Origin of the sequence: Desulfatiglans anilini DSM 4660, assembly GCF_000422285.1 — a bacterium.
Taxonomy (GTDB): Bacteria; Desulfobacterota; DSM-4660; order Desulfatiglandales; family Desulfatiglandaceae; genus Desulfatiglans; species Desulfatiglans anilini.
Genome location: NZ_AULM01000003.1, coordinates 167,392 through 190,395 on the forward strand (window position 1 = coordinate 167,392; position 23,004 = coordinate 190,395).

22 protein-coding genes and 1 tRNA gene are annotated in these 23,004 nt (G+C 58.6%); 11 read left to right on the forward strand and 12 right to left on the reverse strand.

The window, feature by feature from the left end; all coding sequences use genetic code 11:
- Positions 1-57: 57 nt before the first annotated feature.
- From rpoN to kdsA, 5 genes are all read right to left on the reverse strand, one after another.
- Positions 58-1,500 (reverse strand): RNA polymerase factor sigma-54, encoded by a 1,443-nt coding sequence (gene rpoN / locus H567_RS0104675; protein ID WP_028320512.1) that lies wholly within the window; start codon positions 1,498-1,500, stop codon positions 58-60.
- Positions 1,501-1,584: 84 nt separating this feature from the next.
- Positions 1,585-2,187 (reverse strand): lipopolysaccharide transport periplasmic protein LptA, encoded by a 603-nt coding sequence (gene lptA, locus H567_RS0104680; RefSeq protein ID WP_153306053.1) that lies wholly within the window; start codon positions 2,185-2,187, stop codon positions 1,585-1,587.
- Positions 2,188-2,242: 55 nt separating this feature from the next.
- A complete protein-coding gene (gene lptC, locus H567_RS0104685) occupies positions 2,243-2,767 on the reverse strand; it encodes an LPS export ABC transporter periplasmic protein LptC (protein WP_028320514.1) in 525 nt (174 codons plus the stop codon).
- Between the two features lie 75 nt (positions 2,768-2,842).
- Complete coding sequence (locus H567_RS0104690; RefSeq protein WP_035253443.1) at positions 2,843-3,370, reverse strand: KdsC family phosphatase; 528 nt, start codon at positions 3,368-3,370, stop codon at positions 2,843-2,845.
- Positions 3,371-3,512: 142 nt separating this feature from the next.
- Positions 3,513-4,346, reverse strand: a complete 834-nt coding sequence (gene kdsA / locus H567_RS0104695; protein WP_035253445.1) for a 3-deoxy-8-phosphooctulonate synthase — start codon at positions 4,344-4,346, stop codon at positions 3,513-3,515.
- Between the two features lie 167 nt (positions 4,347-4,513).
- On the opposite strand from kdsA, the gene H567_RS0104700 reads away from it, so the two are divergent.
- Positions 4,514-4,590 (forward strand) — tRNA-Arg (locus H567_RS0104700).
- Positions 4,591-4,611: 21 nt separating this feature from the next.
- Here H567_RS0104700 and H567_RS0104705 read toward each other — a convergent pair.
- The 7 genes from H567_RS0104705 to H567_RS0104735 form a co-directional block, all read right to left on the reverse strand.
- Positions 4,612-5,166: a hypothetical protein gene (locus H567_RS0104705; RefSeq protein ID WP_028320517.1), complete on the reverse strand. Its 555-nt coding sequence runs from the start codon at positions 5,164-5,166 to the stop codon at positions 4,612-4,614.
- Positions 5,167-5,381: 215 nt separating this feature from the next.
- Entirely contained in the window at positions 5,382-5,813 is a 432-nt protein-coding gene (gene lysM, locus H567_RS0104710; RefSeq protein WP_028320518.1) for a peptidoglycan-binding protein LysM, read from the reverse strand.
- A 131-nt stretch (positions 5,814-5,944) separates the two neighbouring features.
- Positions 5,945-6,706, reverse strand: coding sequence for a tellurite resistance TerB family protein (locus H567_RS0104715; RefSeq protein WP_244155425.1), 762 nt, complete (start codon positions 6,704-6,706; stop codon positions 5,945-5,947).
- Positions 6,707-6,960: 254 nt separating this feature from the next.
- The gene (locus tag H567_RS0104720; protein ID WP_028320520.1) at positions 6,961-8,373 is read right to left on the reverse strand and encodes a hypothetical protein; all 1,413 of its coding nucleotides are present in this window, start codon (positions 8,371-8,373) and stop codon (positions 6,961-6,963) included.
- A gap of 10 nt (positions 8,374-8,383) precedes the next feature.
- Complete coding sequence (locus tag H567_RS0104725) at positions 8,384-9,295, reverse strand: DUF6384 family protein (RefSeq protein ID WP_028320521.1); 912 nt, start codon at positions 9,293-9,295, stop codon at positions 8,384-8,386.
- Positions 9,288-10,466, reverse strand: coding sequence for a hypothetical protein (locus H567_RS0104730; RefSeq protein ID WP_028320522.1), 1,179 nt, complete (start codon positions 10,464-10,466; stop codon positions 9,288-9,290). Before H567_RS0104730 ends, H567_RS0104725 begins: the two co-directional genes overlap by 8 nt.
- A gap of 368 nt (positions 10,467-10,834) precedes the next feature.
- Positions 10,835-12,541: an FAD-dependent oxidoreductase gene (locus tag H567_RS0104735; protein WP_028320523.1), complete on the reverse strand. Its 1,707-nt coding sequence runs from the start codon at positions 12,539-12,541 to the stop codon at positions 10,835-10,837.
- 663 nt (positions 12,542-13,204) lie between these two features.
- Here H567_RS0104735 and H567_RS0104740 point away from each other — a divergent pair.
- The 10 genes from H567_RS0104740 to H567_RS23170 all read left to right on the forward strand — a co-directional run bounded on the left by H567_RS0104740 (position 13,205) and on the right by H567_RS23170 (position 22,999).
- Positions 13,205-14,038 (forward strand): formylglycine-generating enzyme family protein, encoded by an 834-nt coding sequence (locus H567_RS0104740; protein ID WP_161626566.1) that lies wholly within the window; start codon positions 13,205-13,207, stop codon positions 14,036-14,038.
- Between the two features lie 116 nt (positions 14,039-14,154).
- Positions 14,155-15,591, forward strand: a complete 1,437-nt coding sequence (gene rlmD, locus H567_RS23165) for a 23S rRNA (uracil(1939)-C(5))-methyltransferase RlmD (protein ID WP_051184492.1) — start codon at positions 14,155-14,157, stop codon at positions 15,589-15,591.
- A gap of 222 nt (positions 15,592-15,813) precedes the next feature.
- Positions 15,814-15,966: a hypothetical protein gene (locus H567_RS28390; RefSeq protein ID WP_153306054.1), complete on the forward strand. Its 153-nt coding sequence runs from the start codon at positions 15,814-15,816 to the stop codon at positions 15,964-15,966.
- Positions 15,967-16,300: 334 nt separating this feature from the next.
- On the forward strand, positions 16,301-16,486 hold the full coding sequence (gene rpsU, locus H567_RS0104755) for a 30S ribosomal protein S21 (RefSeq protein WP_028320526.1): 186 nt from the start codon (positions 16,301-16,303) through the stop codon (positions 16,484-16,486).
- Positions 16,487-16,777: 291 nt separating this feature from the next.
- Positions 16,778-17,377, forward strand: a complete 600-nt coding sequence (qrcA, locus tag H567_RS0104760) for a menaquinone reductase multiheme cytochrome c subunit QrcA (RefSeq protein WP_244155420.1) — start codon at positions 16,778-16,780, stop codon at positions 17,375-17,377.
- Between the two features lie 13 nt (positions 17,378-17,390).
- A complete protein-coding gene (locus H567_RS0104765) occupies positions 17,391-19,817 on the forward strand; it encodes a molybdopterin-containing oxidoreductase family protein (RefSeq protein WP_028320528.1) in 2,427 nt (808 codons plus the stop codon).
- Positions 19,818-19,867: 50 nt separating this feature from the next.
- Complete coding sequence (qrcC, locus tag H567_RS0104770; protein ID WP_051184493.1) at positions 19,868-20,620, forward strand: menaquinone reductase iron-sulfur cluster-binding subunit QrcC; 753 nt, start codon at positions 19,868-19,870, stop codon at positions 20,618-20,620.
- A 41-nt stretch (positions 20,621-20,661) separates the two neighbouring features.
- Positions 20,662-21,900, forward strand: a complete 1,239-nt coding sequence (gene qrcD / locus H567_RS0104775) for a menaquinone reductase integral membrane subunit QrcD (RefSeq protein WP_028320530.1) — start codon at positions 20,662-20,664, stop codon at positions 21,898-21,900.
- Between the two features lie 27 nt (positions 21,901-21,927).
- Complete coding sequence (locus H567_RS29145) at positions 21,928-22,092, forward strand: hypothetical protein (RefSeq protein WP_167330930.1); 165 nt, start codon at positions 21,928-21,930, stop codon at positions 22,090-22,092.
- 250 nt (positions 22,093-22,342) lie between these two features.
- Entirely contained in the window at positions 22,343-22,999 is a 657-nt protein-coding gene (locus H567_RS23170) for an HAD family hydrolase (RefSeq protein ID WP_051184494.1), read from the forward strand.
- Positions 23,000-23,004 lie beyond the last annotated feature (5 nt).

A 23,004-nucleotide genomic window follows, 5' to 3' on the forward strand; every position in this document is an offset into this window, starting at 1 on the left:
CTCCACATTTTCGGAATAAGGTGATTCAGCGGCACAAGAGCCAAAAACCGCAGGTCTTCAAAAAGGGTCCTTTCTTTTTTTGGAAGGCAGGATACCGGCGGCCTCTCGATATTTGGCGACCGTCCGCCTGGCTACTTTGATGTTTTTCCCCCGCAGCATGTCCGAGATCTCCTGATCGCTGTATGGCTTCTTCTTTTCCTCCGATTTAACGATGTTGCGTATGAATTCCTTCACGGTTTCGGAAGCCAGATCATCTCCATCAACACTCTTGATGGCGCTGTTGAAGAAAAATTTGAGTTCGAAAATACCTTGGGGCGTATGGACATATTTATTGGTGGTTACCCGGCTGACCGTCGATTCGTGCATCTCGATATCCTCGGCTACCTCACGGAGCACAAGGGGCTTCAGATGAGCAATCCCTTTATCGAAAAACTCCCGCTGAAACCGGACGATGCTCTCGGTCACGCGGTAGATCGTCCGCTGCCGCTGGTGAATGCTCTTGATCAACCAGGCCGCCGATCGCAGTTTTTCCTTGATATAGCCCTTGGCGGTTTCGCCGATCTCGATCTGCCCTGAAAGGACCTCCCTGTAGTAACTGTTGACCTTCAGGCGGGGCAGGCCGTCTTCGTTGAGCAGGATCTCGTACTTGTCGCCCACCTTGATGACATAGATATCCGGCGTGATATAGATCGTCTCTTCGCTGGAGTGGACCCGGCCGGGTTTTGGATCCAGTCCCTGGATGACGGTTACGGCCTCGCAGATCTCCCCCACCGTAACACCGAGTTTGCGTGAAATCTCCTCATAGCGCCTATTCTCGAGGTCGTGCAGGTGATCCTGTATCAGGGTCTCCACGAGGCTCCCTCCGAGCCCGTGAAACCGGGCCTGGATCAGAAGCGACTCCCGCATATCACGGGCGGCGACCCCCACCGGATCGAAGTTCTGGACCTGACTGAGCGTCTCCTCCACTTTTTCGAGCGGATACCCTGCGACCTCCGCGATCTCTTCAAGCCCGACATCGAGATAGCCGTCCTCATCGAGGTTGCCGATGATGTGAGAAGCGATCGTGCGGGCGTCATCGTCCATGCGGCTCATATTGAGCTGCCAGGTCAAATGATCACTCAGGTCCGTCTTCGTAGCCGTCATGCTCTCGTATGACGGGGCGTCCCTCTCCTCATAAGGGGCTTCAGCCCAACCCGTGTTGTACTCCGAGACGTAGCTTTCCCAATCCACGTCCTCTCGGGCGCGCTCCTCGACACGCACCTCCGTTACGGCTGGAACCGCCTCGACGACAGGAGCTTCGGCATCCTCTCGTGGACTCATCTCCTCTTCCGGGTCAATCCCGAGTTGTTCTTCGAGGATCGGATTCACTTCGAGTTCCTGATAAATGGCATCCAGAAGTTCGAGGCGCGAGAGCTGCAGGAGCTTGATCGCCTGCTGCAACTGCGGCGTCATCACCAGTTGCTGCGAAAGCCCCAGAGATTGTTTGAGTTCCAATGCCATCAGACGATTACAACCACCCCTCCATCGATTACCAGCACCCGGTCCGGCAGACGCCCAATCCCCTGCCCACTTCCAGAACAGGGTCTATTCACGCCCACTTTCAGACTGCGCCACCCCAGGCTCAGCGCCGGGCTGCTTATCCTTGTTGTCGGATTTCGGAAACACGACGGCCTTGACCCTCTTTTTTTCGGATCCTTCCACAACCACCCGGTCATCTTCGATAAAAAAGATGACCCTTTCCCCCTGAACCGTATCGTTCTCCTGCTTCAGGACGGGGTTGCCCGACAAAACCACCTTGCTCTCATTCTCGTAGTAAACGGCCTCTTCGGCAGTCGCCGTGCCGCCCTCCGTGCGATCCACCCGCACATTCCCTCTGGCGACGATCTTTTCGATGCTGCTGCCCTCTGTTGCATCTCCAGGCGCACCGGCATTTTCCGAACGGGTATAGTGGACCACCATCCGTTCGCAATGAATGATAAAATCCTCTCTTTCAGCCTTGACCTTTCCGGAAAAGGTGACAGTCCGCTGAAGATTGTCCGCTTCGAGTGTGTCCGAATGGATTACCATGGGGCCGCCCCGCGACGCCTTGGCCGCGATGCCCTGCGCTTGCGCCGCGGGCTGCGCCGCAGACAGCACAAAAATCAGCAGGCTAGCCCACCCAAGTATCTTCAAAGCCTGGGGCTTCATCTCGCTCACCTTGACAATGCTGATCAATGGAAATGGCGGATCCTACCGGCAGGCGTCATCGGATATGCGTTGTGACCTCCGATAAGATCTGGACCCTCTCTTGGTTCAAATCAAAGAAGAGACCTTTCCCCTCAACAGAGAAAAAGGGGCCTTCCAACTGAACAGGGACGTCCGTCCGTACGGTCTTCTTCCCTTCGTCGATCAGAAGATGCTCGGTCAGGAGCCGATAGCCGTCCCCCGTCTCTCCTTCTATCGCACCACGGATTTCGATCTCACCGGTATCCCGGGAATAATCTCCCTCGTCCCCTTTAAGCTTCACCCAGGCGCCTTCTTCCGGTTCCACGGTGAGCAAGAAACGCGAAAAGTGAACGAACCGCTGATCCCCGGAGAAGCGGACAGATTCGGCATCGAGAATCCATCTCAGACCCCGCTCGGGATCATCCTGCGTATAATGGATCTCATTCAGTTGAATGCCTTCCCTACTGACTACATCGTCCAGCAGGGCGGCACCGCGACCCACCCATTTCGCCCCGATCAGATAGGCCGCCACAACGGCAAGAAGGAGCCCTAGACCTACCATGGGCCAATGTTTCAGTAGAAAGCGCCCCATGCAGTCCTTATTCAGTATATCAACCCGAAAAATCCATTGTAAAGACTATTTTCCGGCATACGCCGCAACGACTTCAAGCCATTTTCCCTGGCATTTGAGCAGCCACTCACTCACCTCCCGCACCGCACCCTGCCCGCCGTTCCGGCGGGTGATGAAATCGGCCATTTCACGGACCTCTTCGGCGGCATCGTTCACCGTCATGCGCAACCCGGCCTCCAACATCATCCCGAGATCCGGCAGGTCGTCCCCCATCGACGCAACATTCTCCACCTTCAAGCCACGCTCGGCGATCAATCGCCGGCAAAGGGCCCGCTTGTCGCCGACCCCCTGGTAAACGGCCTCGATCCCCAGTTCGCGTGCCCTGTAGGCCAAGGCATTCGAGGACCTGCCCGTGATGATGACGACTTCGATGCCGGAGGCGACAAGCATCTTGAGCCCCTGCCCGTCCTTGGAGTGGAAGGACTTGATTTCGACTCCGCGGTCGTCCAGCGTCACCCTGCCATCCGTCAGGACACCGTCCACATCCAGAAAAAGGGTTTTGATCTGCTTCGCCTTCTCCTCCATCGGTTCCATCCGGGTTCCTCCATCAGCGGGATAGCTTCAATTCGTGCCTCGTGCGGGTCCTCCACCAACACAGGTCCGAGGCGGGCGAACGCGGCTTTTTCAAGGCATGTGCTTCGTGTGCTAAAGCCTTGCCGGCAGGTCTTTTCAGGTTTCAGGATCTGACGAGGGCGTGGATGTCTTTCAGCAGCCGGAGAAGGGGCCGCACATCCTGGATGGGCAAGGAGTTGGGCCCGTCGCAAAGGGCCTGATCCGGGTCCGGATGGACTTCCATGAAGACGCCGTCAGCCCCGGCGGCAACCGCCGCCCGCGCCAGGTGGCCGACAAATTCACGCTGCCCTCCCGAACACGTCCCCTCCCCGCCCGGGAGTTGAACGCTGTGGGTGGCATCGAACACGACGGGAAAGCCGAGTCCGCGCATGACGGCTATCGCGCGCATATCGACGACAAGGTTATTGTATCCGAAGGATGCTCCGCGCTCGGTCAAAAGAATCTGCTCGTTGCCCGCAGCCAAGATCTTTCCCGATGCCGGCCCCATCTCCCAGGGCGAGAGGAACTGCCCCTTTTTGAGATTGACCGGAAGGCCTGTCCGGGCGGCGGCTACGACCAGGTCCGTCTGCCGGCACAAAAACGCCGGGATCTGGATCACATCGAGGACCTCGGCGGCGGCGGCCATGTCCTCCGGTCGATGGACATCGGAGAGAACCGCCAGCCCCGTCGATTCCTTCACCTTCCAAAGGATTTCCAACCCTTTTTCCAGACCCGGGCCCCGGTATGAGCCGAGGGAGGTCCGGTTGGCCTTGTCGTAAGAACTTTTGTAAATCACGGGGATATCCAGATCATCCCCCAGCTCGCGCAAGCGATCCGCCACATGGAGTGCGACCGCCTCATCTTCTATCACGCAAGGACCTGCAATAAGAAAAAATGGGCCTTCAATGCCCAGCAGCTTCGAACCGATTCTGATCGATCTGACTTCGCGTTCCCCCAAACCTGTTCCATCCCCCTCTTCTGACGGCAAAACACCACCAAACCCTGCAACCGCTTTTCCAATCATCATTAGCCCAACCCCATCGGGAAGTCAAGGAACCTCACCCGTGGGAGCGGCAAACAGATGCTTGACCCGCCCTTAAAGAAGTGTTATTTTATTTTTGTTAAGGGCGGTTAGCTCAGGTGGATAGAGCGTTGGTCTCCGGAACCAAAGGTCGCGCGTTCGAGTCGCGCATCGCCCACCATAGGAAAATCAAGGGGTTACATTAGTTCGTAACCCCTTCTTTTTTGGGCTGGGGGCCGCACCCTGATCCGTTTCGCGACCTTGCGCTTTTCCAGAACCGTTTCTCGACATCCCACATTTCCTTGCTGCAACCTTCAGGGTTCATATGGGATGCGAGCGTTTCGAATTCAGCGCAGGCGAGTTGGGCTGCCTGGAGCGTCTTTGTCTGCGCCGAAAAGCGAGGCCGGATGTGGTCTTCTTGGAAGGCGGCAAGCAGCTTCAGGGAATCTTGAGCATCGGCGAAGGCCTTCAGGTGTTCTTCCCAGCCGAAGCCATCCCCGCTTCGGTCCCATGATGCCTTCGCCAATCTGCGTTGCTCATCCCAGAATGCATCCAACCGCTCGGGTGCGGCATTCTCCCCTTCGCTCAAGTACTCGCGCAGAACGGACAAGCGCCAGATGCAACGCGCCCAGAGGCGGACAAGCCTTGATTGAGGCGGGAAGGCCTTGACAACCTGGTGGTGGAAATGCTTTGCGAAGGGCTCCGCGATCGCATCGAGAACACTTATCGCCAGAGACGCTTCCTTGGCTTCCGTCATTTTGTTTTTATCCCCGATCCCGCTTTTCTCCCGCCTAATTATCCCCACCCCTCGCAGAATGCGTCATACCCGGCAAGCCCGCGCTCCTGCCGATGAAGACCCAACGGCGCAGGTTCGGGTTTGACGCCATGGGCCGGGGGTTCCCCGGCGCAGGGCTTCCGGGTGGGGCTTCATTGAAAGGGGTGAGACAGGACCGAATGAAGCCCCATGGCATTTTACTGAAGCGGAATGCGGATTTTCTGACCGGGATAAATCAGGTCAGGATCCTTGATGACCTCCCGGTTGGCTTCGAAGATCCTTGGATAATCACTTGCTTTGCCATAGAACTGCTTTGCGATCGCCGACAAGGTGTCGCCTTTCTTGATGACGTAATATTCCACCTTCTCCGTGACGGTCGGTGCCTGCAGGCTATCGGCCCGTACATCCGAAACGCCCTGGACGTTGCCGGCCATCAGCACCGCCTTTTCCATGGCCTCTGCGCTGGCCGCTTTGCCCGAGAGGGAAACCACCCCGTCGGTGTAGTCGACCCCTAGATCGGTGATCCCGGGGTTCGCTTTCTCGATGTGCTCCTTGATCTTTTCAGCCGCTTCGGCATCGCGGTTGAACAGCCTCTGGCCTATCTCCTTGACAAAATCAAATAATCCCATGGTCTCCTCCGTCTGAATGGACTGATTTTCATCTCTCAGTCGGTTAGCGTCATCCCGGAAACGGTTCTCCGGGCAGCCCCAGCCAGATGTCGGCATTGAGCCTGCGAAAAGTCGGGTGATGCCGCAAAAAACTATCGGTTCAGGCCGACGGCAGCCTCAAGGTGTTTCATGACTTCCGGCTGCAGCCCGAGTCCTTCACCAAGGTTCCTGACGTAGGCTTCCTCCGCCGGCGTGTCGACCTTGATGGCCAGGAGCGAGGCGATGTAAAGCTGCGCCGCCAGTTCGGGCCGTCCTGCGCCTGCCCGGATCAGGGTTTCCGTGTCCATGGGTTTATGCATCTCAACGTTCAGAAAAGCCTTGGCCTCCTCTGCGATCCCCATCTCACTGAGCTTGCCCACGATCCGCTGCACTTCGCCCTGGTCGATCTCGCCATCGGCCTTTGCAGCGTTAATCATCGCCTGCAACACGAGCCCGGCATTCTCCTCCAGCCTCTTCTCCTCCTGCGGCTCAGCCGGCGCCCGCAACCCGAGCGGGACCTCCGCCTGCGGCTGCCCGGCCTTTTTCAAGGCTGAAAAGGCCAGCGCGCCGAGGAGCGCCATCAAGCCGCCCCCCACGGCCCCACCCATGGAGCTTTTGCCTCCACCGAGCAATGCGCCCGCAAGGGCGCCGATTCCCCCGACGGCGAGGTTCTTCTTCCCCCCGACAGCCTGCCCCGCCTCCTGCAGGATATCACCGAGCATACCTCCTATGCCGCCGCCCGAGCCGCCCCCTCCAAACAGGGAAGAAAGCAGCCCCTCCGAAGACCCCGAGCCACGTGAGCCGAGCGTGTGCTGCAAGCGCTGGCCGGCTGCAGAATTCACTCCCGGCTGCATCATTGCCCCAAGCAGTTCCATGATATTCACGATGTCGTCCCTCCCATTGCGGATGTTTAGAAACTCCGCCGCTAAAGCAGCCGATCAGGTTGTGTGACTTTAAAAGAACGCTTAAAAAAACCGTTATTCATATTAAATTCAATCATGTCCCTAGGTCGGGTTCGTGGCATCCCTTGGCATGAACTGTCCATGCCGTTGCCTCGCCATGACGGAGGCGTGCAAAACGCATCCGATGATCGCTGATCAACGTCCGTCCATGGGGACCCACCGTTTCTTCACATCCGGCCCCCCGTCCGGAAACCGCCGCCGCCAAACCCGCCGCGGCCGCTCGAACCCCCTCCCGGCCCCGCCCCTCTCCGGAAACCTCCCCGAAACAACCCTCCTCCAAAGTTTTCCGGCGTTCGTGGTTTCCGGAACTGCTGTTCTCGCTGGATGCGATCCCACACATCCCCGCCCGATGCGGCACCCCGCAGCAGCATGCCTAGCAAGGCCCCAAGGTCAAACCCGCCGGGGAAATAGGAATGACCTGAATCATACCGGTTCTGCCTGAACCTCCGCCTCAGTTCCTCCAATTCCTGGAAGGCCCCCTGGCTCCTCCTCGCCTCCGCCTGGACCCGCTCGATCTCGGCGGTGATCTTCGCTTCCTCCTCCTGAAGATCGCGGATCCGGTTGACGATCATGTCATCATCCGGCCTCGGGGTCATCTTGGCCGCCAGGTAGAGGTCCGCAATCGACCCCTTCGTGATCTCCGCAACCTGAAGTTGCACAGCCTCTTGAAACAAGGCGTCGGCCCCGGCTGCGAAGGCCTGTTGTTCCTGCAGCAGGGCCTCGTATTTCTTTTCCTCTTCCTCGATTTCGTTCTCGATCTTGTCCAGGGCCGCCTCGCCCGCTTCCAGCGCCGCCCTGCGTTGAGAGAAGCCGGCGCCTTCGAGGGCCCTGGCTTCCATCTCCCGAAGTTTCCGCTCCTCCTCGGCCGCGATGGCCTCCTGCCGCTCGGCATGGGCCTCGAGGTGCACGGGCAGCTTCGTCAGCATGTAATAATTTCTGCGGGCCTCGTCGAAGCGGATCATCTTCGCCACCCAGCCATCGAGGGTCCTGGTCAGCGGACCCGCTTTGTATTCGGGTGTGAGGAACCGGCACTGCCAGAGATACATGAACAGAGGGTCCTCCTCATAAGGTCTTCCCTTCTCGGCACGGTCGGCATTGGCCTGCTCCGCCTTATCCCTCGCCCGCACGATCCTGGCAGCCGCCTCCGCCGCGCGCTTTTCCTGCGCCAGGTACGCTTCCTGCGTGCTCAGTTCCGTCTTGACCCCTGCCGCTGCATCATCGAGCGCCTTCAGCAGATCGTCCCTCAGCCGCACACTTTCCGCCCGCGACCCAGCCAGTTCAGCCTGCCTTTTCAAGGAGCCGGAGATGGATTTTTCCATGTCCTGCAAGGCGCCGGCACGCCGGTCGAGCAGTTCGACCACCGTCCGGCCGGTTCGATCCAGGTGCGCGATGACCTGATTCGCAGCCAGTTCGTCCAGACGGAACTTCGCCAGACGGCGGGCTTCTTCGGCCATCCCCGTACGCGTGGCCGCCAGACGCCGGTTCAAGGCCTCCAACCGCCCGCTGATCTCGTCCGCCCCGGCCTGTGCACCCGACAGGTGCTGCTCGATGACACCAAGCGTGTCCCTGCCATATCTCATCGCATCCCCATTACCATTGCGTGATCGCGCCGCCCCTGGTCGGCACGACGTATTCCGGCGTGATGAAACCGCGCTTCTTGATCCCCACCTTTCGCCGGTCTACGATCCCGTCCTCCGCCTTGTCCCGCCTGACCTCTTCATAGATGTCGGCGGGGACGCGGAGCCCCCACTCTTTCACGACCGTGACCTTGCCGTCCTCCTCGGAGGTGACCGGCAGCGCCAGCCGTCTCCCGTCGACCGTGACCGCCTCTACGATGAGGTAATAGTTCCGGCCGGCAGGGTTATCGACCGGGTGCCGCCAGACGCCGCTCGGGGTCCCGGGGCGGGAAACGACCTGCAGGGTGTATTCCATCAGGATCAGGCTGTGGATGCCTTTCAAGGCCTCGAGGGCGTCACGGGCGGCATCGGAATCCCCTCTGCGGAGAGCCGAAAGAGCCTGCGTGTACAAGGCTTCCGCCTTTTGCCGCGCGCCTGGTTCGAGCGCGTCCTTCACGGCAGCGGGCCCCAGCTCACCGACCTCCCTGGCAATGCGGACCTTTTCCCGCTCCGAGGGCCCGGCGTAGAGAAAGTGATATCCGCCCCAAAGCGTCAAGATCACCAGCAAGAGGATCCCGATCCGTTTGACCCAGCGGCCCCTGCGGACGTACAGACGGGCAAGCGCGGTTTTGAGTCCCGGTTCGGGCGGGCGATACGTGAAGCGCTCTTCCCGCAAGGCCCGCACCCCTTCGAGCAAAGTCTCGTCCGAAACCTCGATGCCCTGCCCGGCATAGATCCTTCTGAGCTTCTCGATCAGCGCCTTTTCGCTGTCCTCTGACTGCAGTTCCCGCTCGACCAGCGACCGCTCATGGCGCAGCGTGTCCACCACGTCCATGGCCAGCAGGACTTCGGAAAAATCAGGCTTCGGCTCATTGTGTTCAGGCATGGCTGAGCGCCGGCCCCGCTTGCATGAGTTCGACCATACGGCGTTTGCCCTCTTCGACGGCCTCCGCGATCTCTTTTTCGTTGCGTGTGGCCAACTGGCGCATCTCGTTGATGAGGCTGTGGGATTTCTCCTGGAAGCTGATCACGGCGGCGACAAGCGCTTTGACGGACTCGGCCTTGAGCGTCGGGCCGTAGCCCGCGCGCAGCGCCTCTTCCTGGACTTTCCCGCCCACTTCCGCGATGGTCTCCAGGCCCTTGTTGATGCCCTCTTTCATGGCTTCCAGCGTGCGGGTGCTCTCGTGCAGGCCCTGCATGCTCGTAAAAGAGGCGTTCAGGGCCGTGAAGACGGTTTCATTCGTGCCGAAAAAGGACACCGCCTGGGAGTAGACACGCTCCTTTACAGAGGTCGACTGGACCAGCCGGGCCATCACGACCTCCGTCGTATTGTAGCTCACCGACAGGTTCTCCGCGAGGTCCTTGGCAATCTGGTAGCGCTTGTCCTTTTCCTGGAGTTCACGCAGACGCTCGTCACGTCCGAGCTCCAGCCGGGCGATCTGCTCGCGGTCTCCCTCCGTGTAGGCCTCGAGCGAACGGGATGCCTCTTCGAGCCCGGCCTTGCTGCCGGCCACGGCCTCCTCCGCCTTTTTCAGGATCTGAAAAGCCATGACCTGGGACTCTTTCAAGGCCCCGCGAAAATCCTGGTAGGCCTCGAGGATCCGGTGCTCGCGTTCGATCTGATCCTTGGTGTCGGCGGTCACCTCGAGATAGGTTTCCTTGATGTCCTCGAACCGGCTCGGGATGCTGCCCCGGGTCACCTTCATCCAGGCATTCTGGATCCTCTCCATGGTGGAAATCCGTCCGTCTTCCAGCTGGTCCACCATCGCTTTTGCATCATCCCGAATGCTGTCGAAGGCCGAGGTGATCTTTTCGTAACGCTCACCCACCTTCATCAGGGTGATTTGTTCGCGGACCACCTGGTTGAAGACCGAACTGTGGCTCAAGGTCCGCGCGACAGCCACGGCCTTTTCTTCGTCCAGGTCGCTGATCTGACTGATCAGCGCAACGATCGGCGCCTCGTTCGGCTTCTCCGGCAGAAGCCCCATTTCCCGCAATCCGCCTAATGCCTTGTCGAGATACTTCAGAGGAGTGTTGATCAGTTCCGTGGCAGTCATGGAGGTCTCCTTTCAGGCCATTATAGTCATGGTGGCGCGTCTCACACAGAAAATCCGCTGACTATCATACGCCAGAAACCCTTTTTAATGTACCGGATTTTTTCGTTGTCACGCCGGATGAGTCCGAAGCGGTTATCCCCATGCGACCCTCACTCGCATCCGACCTTAGCCGTGAAGAGGGTGCTTCTCTCATGGAAAAGCCTACACTCGGGGAAAGGACTCCTTCCGCAAAAAACCCCGCAAGCCTCATTCAGCCTGCGGGGTCCACGGAAGGGGTAAAACGAAGGGTTTCAACAATCTTGCCGGCGTCTGCGCGCTCTTCGGGAACAAGGCTCCACCCGGTGTCCCAGTCCAGGAGCCGCTGCGGCCTACAGATCCCCCGGCCATTTCTTGACGGCGGCCATCCCCCCCTGCAGGTTGAAGGTGTCGTGGAACCCCATTTCATCCAGGAAGACCTGCGCCTCGTACGAGCGTACGCCCGTATTGCAGATCAGGACGATCCGTTTGTCTTTGGGCACCTCGGAGAGCCTGCTGCGAAGCTCGTCCTGCGGGATGCTCTTCCAGTGATCCGGATACTTCTTGACATAGGCCTCGGCGTTGCCCCAGTTCCGGCAATCCATGAAAAAGGTCTCCCCCTTTTCACGCTGATCCCACCACTCGGCAAACTGATCGGTGTCCATGACACGGTTTTTCCCATCGAGCATGTTTTCCGCCGCGTTCCCCAGGGCGTTCAACACGTCCATCGCCGACGAGAAAGGCGGCGAGTAGGGCAGTTCCAGATTGCTGATGTCCTCCGTCGTCGGCCTGTGCTTGAGGATGGCCGCCACGGCGCTGATGCGGGCCAGAAGGCCGTCCCCCTTGTTGCCGATCCCCTGGATCCCCAGGACCCGCCGGGAGCCTCTTTCCACCACCAGTTCGAGGTAGAGGAGGTCCTTTTCCGGGTAGAAATGGGCCCTGTCGAACTGCACCACGAAGGTGGCGGCGGCATCGAACCCTTCCCGTTCGGCCACGCTCGGGCACAGGCCGCTGCTGGAGACCGACACGTCGAAGAGCTTGACCACGAAACTGCCGACGGCCCCTTCGAATTCGGCCCGCCCCCCGGCAAGATTGGTCCCGATCACGCGACCCTGGCGATTCGCGAGAGAACCGAGCGGCCAATAACCCGGTTTGCCCGTGATGAGATTCGGGATCTCCACGCAATCGCCTCCGGCGTAGATCAGCGGATCGGAGGTCTGCATGCGCTTGTTGACCATGATGGCTCCCCGCTCCGAGACCGCCAGTCCGGCCTCCCTCGCCAGGTCCACGTTGGGCGTTACACCCACGGCCATCACCACCAGGTCGGCCTCCAGAGTGCCTCGTCCAGTCAGCACCCCCGCGACATGCCCTTCACCCTCGATCCGGCGCACCTCCTCACCCATCTGGAATGCCACGCCGTTCTCCTCCATGTGCCGCTGGGCCATCCGAGCCAAGGTGGGGCTGACGATGTTCGGGAGGATCTGGTCTTGAATCTCCACCACAGTGGTTTCGATCCCCCAGAGATCGCTCATGGCCTCAGCCATCTCGAGCCCTATCGCACCCGCTCCGATCACGACGGCCCTGCCGACCTGCCCCTCGGCGATCCGCGCCTTGATCTGGACCGCTTCATCGAGGCTGGAAACCGTGAAGACCCCCTCGAGTTCAGCGCCGGGGATCGGCAGGCGCCTGGGCCTGCTGCCGGTGGCCAGCACCAGCTGATCGTAGGCGATCTCGCTCTCCCTGCCCGTCTTCCGATCGACGATGCGGAGCTTCCTGCCCTCCCGATCGATCGCTGTGGCACGGGTCTCCGTCATCACCTCGATCCCTTTGGCGTCCTTGAAAAACCGCTCATCGCGCAGCATATGAAAACTGGTCGACTGCAGCTGGTCCGGGTCGCTGACATCCCCCGACACATAATAAGGAATCCCGCAACCGCCGTAAGAGATCATACTGCCCTGATCGACCATGATGACACGGGATCCAGGTTCGAGCCGCTTGAAACGGCAGGCCGCCTTGGGACCCAAGGCGACGGCTCCAACAATGACAATCGTCTGAGACATGGCACTCACTCCCTGGATAATCCTTCCCAGGCTCTTGCCGCGCCCTGGGAAGTCAAAGGGTTTCCACCCGTAAACGCAATTGCACCGACTGGTTGTCCTTCCAACTCCTGCCGCACACATCCCGAGTTTTTGAGACGTACGGACACCGGCAGCATCGAGCCGCGGCAACCGCCACGGCCCTCCGCCGCACAACACAACGGCCGCCTGATCAGCCGATAGGGTTCTTTTCGGGTCGAAAACCGTTTTGAGACATGGCGCGCCTGACTCCTTCGCCCGCACGCACCGCAGGCGGATCGAATCGGGGTTATCCTAGAGCATCGGCTCGGAAAGGTTAAACTTTTTTTGTCTTTCGCCGCATTTCCTTTGGTGATATCGTAGGATTGAAGAACGCTAGGAGCGATCATGCGGAGATGATTTCCCGGCACAACCCCGTTTCCGATCCGGAAAGGAGAGTTTTTCTTCACACCCTTCGCATGTTCGATCCCACCCGTTCGGGGCGGGTCGCGGTTCTGCCAATACCAAGAAAATCAAACGTTTGGGCGGAGGCAGTCTGCAGGCCAACACACAACCAAACCTGCAGATCGACGCCGAGATTGGCCAAAAAGACCCTTTCCGGATGAGGACTTCTCGAATCACATGACCCCCACCGCAGGAGGAAAGATCATGCGTTTTTCCCTGAAGCCGGCCTGCCGCCAAGCCCTGGTTTTCCTGCTCGCCGTCACAGCGGCCGCGGTTTTCCCTTATCTGAGCCGGGCCGCCGATGCAACCTTTGAAAACAGTCTGGGAATGACGTTCGCTCTGATCCCGGCCGGATCTTTCATGATGGGAAGCCCGGAAAACGAAGCAGGACGAGATGCCGATGAAGCCCTGCACGAAGTCCATATCTCGAAGCCGTTCTACCTCCAGACAACCGAAGTCACGGTGGGGCAGTGGCGCAGCGTGATGGGGTCCAGATGGTGGAAACGCGACCGCGAGAGCATGAAGCCCATGACCAAGGTCTCCTGGTTCGATTGCGAGGACTTCGTCAAAAGGTTGAACGCCATGGGCGAGGGTACCTACCGCCTGCCAACAGAGGCCGAGTGGGAATATGCCTGTCGCGCCGGAAGCCGGACCGCCTACGCCTGGGGAGACACCTTGACGTGCCGGCAGGCGCTCTTCGGGAACAACAGCATCAAGTCTCCCGAATGCATTCCCGCCGTGAAAGAGGCCGGGCTCGAGCCGGACGGGCCGGCACCGGTGGGCAGCTACCCCCCCAACGCCTGGGGCCTATACGATATGCACGGGAACGTCTGGGAGTGGTGTCTCGGGTGGTACGGGAAATACCCTGCCGGACCGGTAACGGATCCTGCCGGCGTGGCGGATGACTCCATGAAGGTCCGGCGAGGCGGCAGTTGGTTCAAAGGTCCACTGACATGCCGCTCCGCCAACCGTAACTTTGCGCACCCCGCCAGCCGATACCGGACACTGGGCTTCCGGGTTCTGCGGGTGGCCGATTGAGCGGGTAGCCCGATCAGGGCCGAACCACCGCAGACCGCATTCCCTGTCGAGGACCATCCCCGGGCAGCAAACCCCGGCGACACCCTTTCCATGCAGGCGCAAACCGATAAATATCCATGGGATTACGCAAAGGCCAACACATCCGGATCGAAATCGTCAAGGCCGCTTTCGGAGGTCGCGGGATCGGCCACTTCGAGGGCCGCGTTGTATTCGTCCAGCATGCCGTCCCCGGCGATATCCTGCAGGCACAGGTTGTCAAGAAAAAGCAGAACTGGGCGGAGGCCCGCTTCGTGGGGCTGATCCGGCCGTCCAGCGACCGTATCGTCCCTCCCTGCCCATTCAGCGGGTATTGCGGCGGCTGTCAATGGCAGCATCTGACGTATGCAAGGCAGTTGGCGTACAAGCAATCTTTCGTATCGGAAAGCCTGGCCCACATCGGAGGACTTAACCATGTCACCGTGCACGAAGTCCTCCCATCCCCCGCCCGCTTCGGCTACCGCAACAAAATGGAATTTTCCTTTTCCGACAGACCGTGGCTCCTTCCTCATCAACTTGGCTCTGGCCTAGCCCCACCCCCTTTTGCGCTCGGTCTGCATGTTCCCGGGACCTTTTTCAAGATCATCGATCTGGATTCGTGCCTTCTGCAGAATGAAGAAGGCAACGTCATTCTCTCGGTGGTCAAAGACTTCGCCCGGCAATCGGGGCTTCCTGCATACGGGCTGAAGAGCCACGCGGGCTTCTGGCGTTTCCTGACCGTCCGTCGTTCGGACGCATCCGGGCAATGGCTGGTCAATCTCGTAACGGCCCAAAGCAGGCCGGACACCATGCGCGCCCTCGCGGCGATGCTGGTCGAACGGATCGAAGGGGTCGCCACCGTGGTCAACAACATCCATTCAGGGAAGGCCTCCGTGGCCATCGGCAGCCGTGAAGACCTGATCTTCGGCGAGGGATTCCTCGAGGATCGGATCGGCCCTTACCGCTTCCGCATCTCAGCGAACTCCTTTTTCCAAACCAATACGGCCGCAGCCGAACTCCTTTACCGAACCGCCGGTCGATACGCCGGACTCACGGGGAAGGAAACCATCCTGGATCTCTACAGCGGGACCGGGACCATCCCGATTTTCCTTTCCGATCAGGCTGCACAGGTCACGGGGATCGAGATCAACCCCTCTGCAATCGAGGACGCCCGCAGGAATTGTGAAGTGAACCACATCCGAAACTGCCGCTTCCTATGCGGCGATACCCGAGAAATCCTCAAAACGATCGGGCAGGCCCCGGATGTGCTCATCGTCGACCCGCCCCGCGCCGGACTGCACCAGGCCGTTCTTCAGCAAATCATCGACCTGAGGCCCGAAAAGGTCGTTTATGTCTCCTGCAACCCGTCCACTCTCGCGCGGGATCTGGCCCTTCTCGCACCGGGATTCGAAACACTGGAGATCCAGCCTGTCGACATGTTCCCCCACACATACCACGTCGAATCGGTGGCGCGCCTCGTCCGCCGCAGACCTTTCAGCGCTTTGGGCTCAACCCTCCCGGAGCATTCGACAGCCTGAAACCAAACCCATCCTGATTCGTTTTCTTGGGCGGTCGGAACCTTAAAAAGTATCCATCCGGAAATGATTTCCAAGTAGAACCCGGTTTCCAATCCTGAAATGAGGCTTTTTCTTCAAACGCTGCGCGTGCTCAGGCCCACTTCTCTAATTGCACGGCTGCTGGCACCACATCAGCCACACGCTGCACGCGCTCAGTCCCAGTGCTTCGCGGCGGGTCCCGGCTTGGCCAATTTAAAGGAAATCAAGCGCTTCCGCAGAGGCGGCCTGCAGGTCGCCGCACAAGCAAACGTGCAGATTGACGCCGAGATTGGCCAAAAAGGCCTTTTCCGGATGGAACCCAAAAAAAAGTTGACAGAGTTTGCGAAACTTGTATGATGGTTGGTCTAGAGTTTATCCGACGGAGAATCCCTGTCAGGGCGGGAGCCTTTCAGCCCCGGGTTCGAAGAAGGTTAAAGGGGGTGATTATTATATGAACAGATCCTTTCTTAGACACCATCCGGTGATGGATCCTTTCGGCATAGGCAAGCTGGAAGCTCTTCTTTCCCGACGTGGGTGCCCCTTTCCTTCACGGCAGGTCGAAACCTCTCATCAGGTGGGCTGATGTGAAAACCGCACTGTAATGGGCTGTTAAGGCCCCGGAAGGTTAGGCAAGCACCTTCAGCTGTGCGCTGAGGTGCTTTTTTTATTTTTTGCATCGAGGTACGTCATTATGAAGGTGATCGTTCACAACAACCAGATCGAGAAAGCCATCAAGGATCTGAAACGGAAACTGACCAAGGAAGGATTCTTCTCAGAGATCAAGGAGAGACGCTTTTACGACAAACCGAGCGTCCAGAAGAAGAAAAAGCAGGCCAAAGCTGCCAAGCGCCGACGTAAAAGGATGAAACGCATCTAACCCCCGAAACCGTCTTCGGCAAGGCCTTGCCTGAGATACCGCTCTGGCTTCCTGGCAGAGCCTTGCCGCAGAACCCTGCACCAACCCCTGCCCCCCCCTCGTCCAGCCCAGAATGCCCTTCCCAAGTGGTTTTTCCGCTTGACAAAAATCAGCCTAATAGGTAAATACGCAAAAATTGTCAGTCAGGTGCCGGAGCAGATTGTAAACCCTTTCCGTAAGAGGCCTTACCACATGAAAAATCCAGCAGATTCCTCCGAAAAACCTTCGAAGGGTGGGTGGATCTTTTTCCTTATGGGTTTCATTGGATCACTGATCGTGGGGTGGGTGATCTTCCCCATGGTGCTTTACTCCAAACAGGCCCAGCCGATGAATTTCGACCATGCCTTGCACATGGATCCGGAGCGGGTGTTCGGCATCGACGGCGACACCGAGACGGAGCGTTGCCTGTTTTGCCACGCATTCCGGGACGACGGCACCTTTGCCGGGATTCCGAAACTGGAGAACTGCACCCAGTGCCATGACGACCCTGACATGCCCCTGGGTGAAAGCGAAGAAGAGCAGGCCTTCTTGAACGAATATGTCGCTGATGAAAAGGAAATCCCCTGGCTGTCCTATTATCGCCAGCCCGATTGTGTCTATTTTTCCCATATCGCTCACGTCAACATGGGGCAGATGGAATGCGGCGTATGCCACGGAGATCACGGCCAGAGTGAAATCCTCCCGCCCTATGAGGAAAACCGGCTCACAGGTTACAGCCGCATGATTTGGGGCAAGCGGATCTCCGGATTCAAGGAGAACACCTGGGACCGGATGAAGATGGACGACTGTGCCGAATGCCACACCGAAAAGGGGCAGGAACAGAACAACGCTTGCTTCGTCTGCCACAAGTAAGGGGATGATTGCGATGAAACTAGACAGAAGGAATTTCATCAAACTGATGGTCGGGGGCGCCGTAGGTCTTCAGGTGACGCCGTTGCCCTGGAAAATCACCGACGATATAGCCATCTGGACCCAGAATTGGCCTTGGGTGCCCGTCCCTGCCGAAGGGGCCTACGATCATGAGGCCTCAGTATGCTCCCTGTGTCCGGGGGGCTGCGGCATAGAGGTCCGCAAGGTCGATGAACGTGCCGTCAAAGTCGAGGGCCGTGAAGATTACCCCATCAACCCTGGCGGACTCTGCCCTTTGGGTATGGGCAGCCTTCAGCTCCTGTACAACGAAGACATCCGCTTCACTGGTCCGATGAAGCGTGTCGGCCCCCGAGGGGCAGGCGTATTTCAAAACATCTCGTGGGATGAAGCTCTAGAGATATTGTCGGGTCGCGTGAACGTCCTGCGCAGAGACAGCCGTCCCGAGGCCGTTGCCGCCATCGACGGAAACCCGGTCGAATCGACGGCCTCCCTGTTGATCCAGCGTCTGATGCAAACCATCGGCAGCCCGAACTATCTCCGCGTCCCCTCCTTCGAAGACACGGACCGGATGGTCAACCTCTTGATGCAAGGCGTAGACGGGCCGGTTGCCTATGATCTGGAGAATGCCGATTTCATCCTCAGCTTCGGCTGTGGACTTCTCGAAGGCTGGGGCGCCCCGGGCCGCATTTTAGGGCTTTGGGGAAAATGGCACGACCGTGAGAACAAACGCAAGCCGACCGTGGTTCAAGTGGAATCCCGGGCATCCAACACGGCCTCCAAGGCGGATCAATGGGTTGCAGCCGCTCCTGGAACGGAGGCCGCTCTGGCCCTCGGCATCGCCCATGTGATCATCAAGGACGGACTGTACGACAGGGAATTCATCGAGCAGAAGACCTTCGGCTTCCATCCATGGAATGCCGCCGACTGGAAGGAGCATCAGGGCTTCCAGGGCCTGGTCCTCTCCGAATATTCGCCCCGGAAGGTCCAGGACATCACCGGGGTCCCCGCTGAGCGCATCGTCTCTCTGGCGCGCTCTTTCGCCAAAGCCAAGGCCCCCATCGCCATCTGGGGAAAGGGCAAAGGGGATCTGAATGGAAGCCTTTACGAATCCATGTGCGTCCACAGCCTCAATGCCTTGGTGGGCAACATCAACAAGCCTGGGGGAGTGCTGGTCCTCGATCGTCTCCCTCTGAAGCAGTTGCCTGAAACACCCCTCGATCCGATCGCCGAAGCCGGACTCAAAAAGACCCCTGTCGGAGCGGCGGCTGGCGAAGACAGCCCCTTTGCCGCCAATCTGTTGACCCGTTTCAATGAAGCCCTGTCGGCGGGCGGCCCTTCCCCTGTCGAACTCCTGATGGTTTTCGGGGCCAACCCGGCATTTACCATGCCCGACGGCGGTTCTATGCGCCGGGCGCTCAAGGCCGTTCCTTTCATCGTGAGCTTCTCTCCATTCCGTGACGAGACAGCCTTCATGGCCGACCTCGTTCTGCCTGATCACATGGCCTTCGAAAAGTGGAGCGAGATCATTCAGCCGCGAGGAGTGCAGTACCCTCTCTACGGCCTTGGTAAACCGGTGGTCAAACCCCTGTATCAGACACAGGACGCGGGTGAAACCATCCTGAAACTTGCCCGTAGACTGGACAAAGCGGCCCCAGAGGCCTTCCCTTGGAAAACCTTCGAAGACATCATGGCCTATCGTGCGGAAGGCCTCTTTGAGGCCGGCGCGGGCCTTGTGCGATACAAACCCGCGCAACCTCCGTGGAGTTGGAAACCCTTTGCCGAGCCTGCGGCCGGTTTTAAATCCTCCAAGGACATGTGGCAGAAAATCAAGGCATCCGGGTTGTGGTACCAGCCGCTCGATCATCAGCGGGCCGCCATGACAACCTTCAAAACCCCATCCGGCCAGTTCGAATTTTACTCCACCCGGCTGGAAATGAAGCTGAAAGATCTGAACAAGGCCCCATCCTCGGATCTCGTCTGCATGCCGCATTATGCACCGTCCTCGCCGCCGTCGGATTCTTCGCGGTACCCGCTGGCAATGGTGCCTTACGACATGGTGAACCTCGTCAGCTCCTGGCTGCCCAACCCGCCGTTTTTGAACAAGACCCTGCTCCCGGAACAGCTGCTGAAAGACGCATCCTACGCCGAGATCCATCCCGATACAGCCAAGGCGTACGGGTTGAAGCAAGACGACCTGGTTCAGGTGGAATCGGTGGCCGGAGAAGTCCGGGTGCGCGTGTGTCTTTTCGAAGGCGCCATGCCGGGTGTTGTCTATCTGCCCTTTGGATTGGGGCATACCGCTTACGACGAATTTTCACGCAACAAGGGCGTCAACCCCAATGACATCATCGCAGCCGGGGCCGATCCCCTGAGCGGTCTGCCGGTCTGGTGGAAGACCCCTGTCCAACTAAACAAAGTCTAGCAGCGAGGTAGATCGTGAAAGAGAAACCTGCCAACGGCCACAGCTACGGCATGGTCATCGATCTGGACAAGTGCACGGGATGTGGCACTTGTATGGTGGCATGCAGTGCCGAAAACAACGTGTCGGTCCGCCCCGATGAATCGGATCCTCAGCGTCGGCTCACGTGGATGCGCCTTTACAAGGTCACCAACGGCAAACCCTTCCCCGAGACCGAAGTCAGCTATTTTCCGCGGCCTTGTATGCAGTGCGACCACCATACCCCATGCGTATCCGTCTGCCCTGCCACAGCCACAGAAATGGATTACGAAACCGGGATCGTGAGCCAGATCTACACCCGCTGCATCGGCTGCCGGTACTGTATGGCCGCCTGCCCGTACCATGCCCGCGTCTTCAACTGGTGGGACGGCTATTTTCCGAAGAGCAAAGGGATGACCCGCTACCTGTCACCCGAGGTCTCCCCCCGGATGCGGGGCGTCGTCGAAAAGTGCACCTTCTGTCATCATCGCCTGATGCGCGCCAGGACAAAGGCTTATGCCGAAGACCGGCGCGAGTTGGAAGAAGGCGAATACATCACCGCCTGCACCGAGGCTTGCCCCGCACAGGCGATCACGTTCGGGGATCTCAACAATCCCGATCACCAAGTGGCGAACTTGATCAAGAGCCCTTACGCCTTCCGCCTGCTGGAGAAGCTCGGCACCGAACCCAAAGTGTATTACCTCTCGAGCAAGGATTGGGTGCGGAAGCTCGGAGACAACTTTCTGCCCGGCCAGTTTGAACCCGTTACAAAGGTGAAAATGGGCTGACCCGCCCATTTTGTCGTATACCTCAATAGGAGGATCGATTCATGGATTCCGCATTGATTCCAGAAGGCGTCAAAAGATGTTCGCCCAAGGCATTCTTCTTTTGGACCCTGCCTTGGCTCGCACTGCTGCTCTGGGGAGGCGTTTCAGCCGCTCTTTGTCTCTTGAAGGGCCTCAACCAGACCAACATGTCCGACTACTTTGCCTTCGCCCTGTGGATCGTGTTCGACTTGGCGATTATCGCCCTCGGCGCCGGGGCCTTCTTCACCGGGTTTCTGACTTACATCATCGGACGAAAGGAACTCAAGGACATCATCAACGCCGCCGTCATCATCGGATTCATCTGCTATTCCGGCGCCGTTGCAATGCTTGGGATCGACATCGGCCAACCGATCCGCGGCTGGTTCATCTTCTGGCATGTCAATGTCCATTCCATGCTGGCCGAGGTGTCCTTCTGCATCACCTGTTATCTCGGCGTTCTGCTCATTGAATACATCCCCTTGATCCTTGAAAATCCGCAGATCGAAAAAGTGAAGCCCCTGCGCCTTTTCGGGCAGAACCTGCATGGGATCATGGCCATCTTCGCCGCCACGGGCACGTTCCTTTCCTTCTTCCATCAAGGCTCCCTCGGCGGTCTTTACGGGGTGATGTATGCACGCCCCTTCGCCTTTCGTGAAGGATTCTATGTCTGGCCCTGGACCTTTTTCCTCTTCATTCTTTCCGCAATCGCGGCCGGGCCTTCTTTCACCATCCTTTGCACCAAACTGGCCCAGGCCATCACCCGCAAACGCCTGGTGCCCGACAAGGCCTTTCAAACCTTGGCAAAGATCTCGGGTTCTCTGCTGGGTGTATACATAATCCTCAAGATCGCCGACACCTTGGGCTGGATTTACGGTATCACCCCCGCGGCCGGACTTGCCTTCATGGATTACTTCAAGGAAGGGCCTTACGGGGTCTGGCTGCTGGTTCTCGAAATCGGGGTCTTCGGCATCATCCCGGCCATCATTCTCCTCACGCCAAGTGCGCGCAAGAGCGAAGGCTGGCTCATTACAGGCTGCCTGATGAACTGCACCGGCATTGTTTTGAACCGATTCACTTTCACCATCGTAACCCTTGCCATACCCGTCATGCCGTTCGACGAATTCATGAGCTATCTGCCCACCTGGCAGGAGTGGGGTATTTCCCTCGCCGTGATTGGCTACGGTTTCTTGCTTTTCTCTCTTTCTTATCGCTATCTGCCTGTTTTCCCGAAAGAAAGAGAACTTAACCCGGTCGTCGAATAGGCGGGCCGTTCCTGAAGGGAGAAAGATATGTTTCCGTTTATTTTCGAATGGCAGTGGAATGCGGACCATTACATATTTCTGGGGCTGCTTTACCTTGTGCTGATCATTATCGGCACGGGCCTCACGATTGCCGGCATCAAAACCGTCCTTCAGATGATGGGCTTCATGCGGGAGAGGCACTTTCACCACTGAGCTTTGATCGCTGTACCGACTGAACACCCTTTCCAGCGAACCGGCGACTCCGTGAATGTGCCGGTTCGCTGTTGTCTTCCGGGATTATTATTTCACTTTTCCGGGTCACCTTCAGCTGAATCTTCAAAACTGGGCGGTATCGATCTTCGCCGAATTGCCACGAGGTTTCCTGCGCCCCAGATAAGCGTTTTATTCGTCACAGGCACCCCTATCCAAGAAAGCGCTCTATGAAACAAGATGGGAAAGCGGCATGACGCTGAAACCCGCCATCATCTTCGACTGCGACGGCGTGCTCTTCGACTCGCGTGAGGCGAATATCGCCTACTACAATCACCTCCTGGCGCATTTCGAACTGCCTCCCCTGTCGCCCGAAGATGTTCCCTATGTGCACATGCACACCACTGAGCGGTCCATTCGGAGGATCTTTCGAAATTCGCCTTACCTCGAAGCCGCCCTGGCCTACCGGCGGGAAGTCGATTCCAGGCCGTTTATCGAAAAGATGGCGATGGAACGCGATCTCAAGGAGATTCTCCAAACACTCCGGTTGAATTTCCGACTGGCCGTCGCTACCAACCGTACAGGGAGCATTCACGATGTGCTGGACGCATTCGATTTGCGTGAATTCTTCTCCCTCGTTGTTTCATCCCTCGATGTCATAAACCCCAAACCGCATCCCGAGCCCTTGCTGAAGATCCTGCAAGCCTTCGATCTGGAGCCGGGTATGGCAGCATATGTGGGCGATTCCACAGTGGATTCCGAAACGGCCGCAGCGGCCGGCGTGCCCTTCGTCGCTTACCGAAACCCTTCCATCACAACGCCCTGGCATGCTGAACGTCTACGGGTCCTCCCCTCGCTTATCCAGGACCTTTTGCCATTTTCCCGGACGAATCCCAAAAACGCTCCATAGCGGAA